This is a genomic window from Pedobacter sp. 01N416 (genome assembly GCF_056399685.1).
The window spans coordinates 1-3,228 of sequence record NZ_JBFTRT010000568.1; the positions used below are offsets into that span (position 1 = coordinate 1).

The following is a 3,228-nucleotide window of genomic DNA, read 5'->3' on the forward strand; positions in this document are numbered from 1 at the left end:
GAGAGAAAGTAGAATAAAAGCAACTCTATTAAATGTTTTAAAAGATACGGACTTCAAGACTTTTTATAATGACCGACTAGCTAAAGACATGAAGCATCTTGATGATCAAATTAATTATGACTACAATGTTGATTATAACCCTCGTAGTATTGTAGGTGATGATCCTAATAACAGCAAGGAAAGATTTTATGGTAATAATGATGTAAAAGGTCCTGATGCTTCGCATGGATCCCATGTTTCGGGTATAATTGGTGCAGATCGTAGCAATAATTTAGGCATTATGGGGGTGGCGAATAATGTGTTAATTATGGGAGTTCGTACTACACCAAATGGCGATGAACGCGATAAAGATGTTGCAAACGCTATTAGGTACGCAGCAGATAATGGGGCTAAAGTAATTAACATGAGTTTTGGTAAAGCATATTCATCGGATAAAGAAGCAGTAGATGAAGCAATTAAATATGCTGTAAGTAAAGATGTATTATTGGTTCAAGCTGCTGGGAATGAAAATAAAGATATAGATGTTGAAAGTAATTTTCCTTCAAGAAAATACTTAAATGGAGAAATTGCAAGTTCATATATTACAGTAGGAGCATCTGCTTTTAAAGATAACGAAACTTTAAAAGCTGGGTTCTCTAATTTTGGAAAAACAAGTGTCGATGTTTTTGCCCCAGGGGTACTTATTAATTCAACAACTCCCGAAAACACTTATAAACCGGAAAGCGGAACTAGTATGGCAGCACCAGTGGTAGTAGGTTTGGCAGCTTTAATTCGTTCTTATTATCCTAAATTAACAGCAGCTCAGGTAAAGGAAATCATTTTAAAATCGGTTGTAAAAATTAACCATAATGTAACTTCTTTAAAAGACGGAGCGCCAGTTAGTGTACCTTTCTCAGAAATTTGTGTAACGGGTGGTATTGTGAATGCTTATAACGCTTTAAAACTAGCGGCGACTTATAAGTAAAACTATTTAAGAGAAAACACCTGATTTTATTATCAACCAGAGTTCGATTATTATTTTGATAAAATGATTGCTTTATAGGTTATTGTAATAGCAAATCGTCATTGCTGTAAGGGTTTAGTAATTCGGTAACAGAATTAGTTTTGTATTAGCTAGTGATTGATTTATGCGAATAAACACGAATGATCTTACCTTAAAGCGTAATTACCTGAGCAAATACCGTTTCCTGATCACAGAATATGAACAGGTAAAAGCTGGTTTGCACGCCAATTTAAAACTTGTAAAAGACTTCTACTCTGCGCATGATACTGATGCGCAGAGTTTTTTGAAGTATTACAACAGGTTCAAGCAATCGGGCAATGAACTGGACCTGCTCCCAGCGAAGCGTGGTACTAAGTACCGTAGGTTTTCGGGACAAAAAGTGTAACCTACTTATGTCAGTTGAATCGAGGCGTAGAGTGACTCTTCGAGAAGTTACTTATTAGTCATCCGAAATATTAATGATCCACTTTTTAAGTAAGACCTTTCTAGATTTTCTTTTAGCTCTAATTTTTTTTCTTTTTGTCAATGACTTTCGGGATTAGTGTTTCTTGTTCCTTCCTAATTTTTAAGAGCCTTCCCAGCTCATCGTACTCTGTTATTTTAGTGTCTAATTCTGCGATTCTCTTTAAATCGGCTATGAATTTATTGCTTATCCGAACTTTTGCCGACCCCAGTGGGGCAAAGATTTTTTCGAAGATTTTTGCCCCATTTTTTTTCTCTTAATTTTTTGTTTTTCAGGTAGATATGTTCGGTAATTTGGTTGACCAAAAGTGTTCGATATCGGTCTCCATTGTTACCTTTTTTCAGGAAAAAGGCAGCTAACTAAGTATCTTTTCCCTTCAACACTGGAATTTTTATAAACAAAATCATTAGTGTCCGGTAAAAACTGAAATACATAATTAACCACAAAAATTTTTGGTCTAAATGATGGATAGTGATGAAAAAAGAATGGGAATGGGGCCACAAACTATCCTATTTTGTGGTAAAGATTTTTTAAATGTGCATTAGGTGATATAATGATCAGCATTTCATTATTTGCCGCTTCTTTCTTTAGTTGCTTATGATCTTCAGATTTGCCACTTAATCATAACAGCTTATGTTATTCCAGCCCGGCGCTAAAGTCGATTCCAAAATTAAAATCCAGAAGTTCTGTTGGATGGATTTTTAAACCTATTGCCAATCTCAATAATGTAATAAAACTTGGACTGGTTTCTCCATTTTCATATTTAATAATATCTCCGGTATTAACCCCGCTTCTCTTGTAAAATTCGCGATAAGAAAGTTCCTGTTTCTCTTTTAAAGATTTTAAATGCTGACCGAATCTTTTCAGGATTATTTTTTCTTTCTCACTAATCATTTTATTGCTAATAAAAATATAATTGGCAATGTCTTTTATATTTTATTTAAAATCGTCATGCAATTACTTGACATTAAGCTTTTTTTTATTTACATTTACGTAATAAAAAAATAAAACCAGTAAGGTAAAATTAAGAGTCTTGCAACCTCAAATCTCACGCCGTTGGAGCAGGACAGCAGATTTTATCCCATTTCTTATAGCGGAATTGCTATCTTTAGCTTTCCAAAATAAGAGTGGGCTTCTGCTGTAATTCCATTTCAACGTAAGGCGTGAGAAACATTATGAGGTTATGGTTTGGGAAGCCCACTTTTTCCTCTCTCCGCCAAGACTCATAACATAGGATTATGAGCAGACAAAAAATAAGTTGGATTAACTGGTTGGTACTTACTGAGGTGAGTATGCTCCAATATGTTATTTTAATTGTTCATCATTTTCAAGTATTTTTATATCAGTCCCTATTAACTTGTCCGTTTGATCGGCTTTATGCCTTGAAGCCAAAGAATCCTGAGTAGTTTTTTTGGATGGGGCAGGTTGACCTTTATGGTCGAAAATAAAATAGGTTCTTAATAATGATGGCCTGCCTCATTTTTTGTTGCTTGGAGCTTGGACCTGGTTTATTGGGATGTTTTTTGCCCATCTTTCCTCTATTTTTTGTGTTTTAAAGAATAAACGGATTTGCCGTAGTGGGATTGGTATGTCCGGATTTTGGGCCAGGGTGGGAGTTTTTCTGCCACTTAGCCTCTTCCACAATTGGGTACTTTGGGCGACTGCCTTTGATCAATTTTTAGTTTAGCATTTTTAATCCTGTTATATGAAGACCACTAGTAGTTATTTGCCGTTTTTTTTTCTCTGTTGGGCTTTTTTATAT

General features: G+C 34.9%; 3 protein-coding genes. 2 read left to right on the forward strand and 1 reads right to left on the reverse strand.

Annotation, left to right across the window (positions count from 1 at the left end; translation table 11 throughout):
• Both AC1DND_RS23740 and AC1DND_RS23745 read left to right on the forward strand, forming a co-directional pair.
• Nucleotides 1-964 (forward strand): S8 family serine peptidase (locus tag AC1DND_RS23740; protein ID WP_477585047.1); only part of this gene is annotated, 964 nt, incomplete at its 5' end.
• A 163-nt stretch (nucleotides 965-1,127) separates the two neighbouring features.
• Nucleotides 1,128-1,388 carry a hypothetical protein gene (locus AC1DND_RS23745; RefSeq protein ID WP_477585048.1) on the forward strand — a complete coding sequence of 87 codons (261 nt, stop codon included), beginning with the start codon at nucleotides 1,128-1,130 and terminating at the stop codon, nucleotides 1,386-1,388.
• Between the two features lie 714 nt (nucleotides 1,389-2,102).
• On the opposite strand, the gene AC1DND_RS23750 is transcribed toward AC1DND_RS23745, so the two are convergent.
• Nucleotides 2,103-2,360, reverse strand: a complete 258-nt coding sequence (locus AC1DND_RS23750) for a helix-turn-helix domain-containing protein (RefSeq protein WP_215126009.1) — start codon at nucleotides 2,358-2,360, stop codon at nucleotides 2,103-2,105.
• Nucleotides 2,361-3,228: the final 868 nt, after the last annotated feature.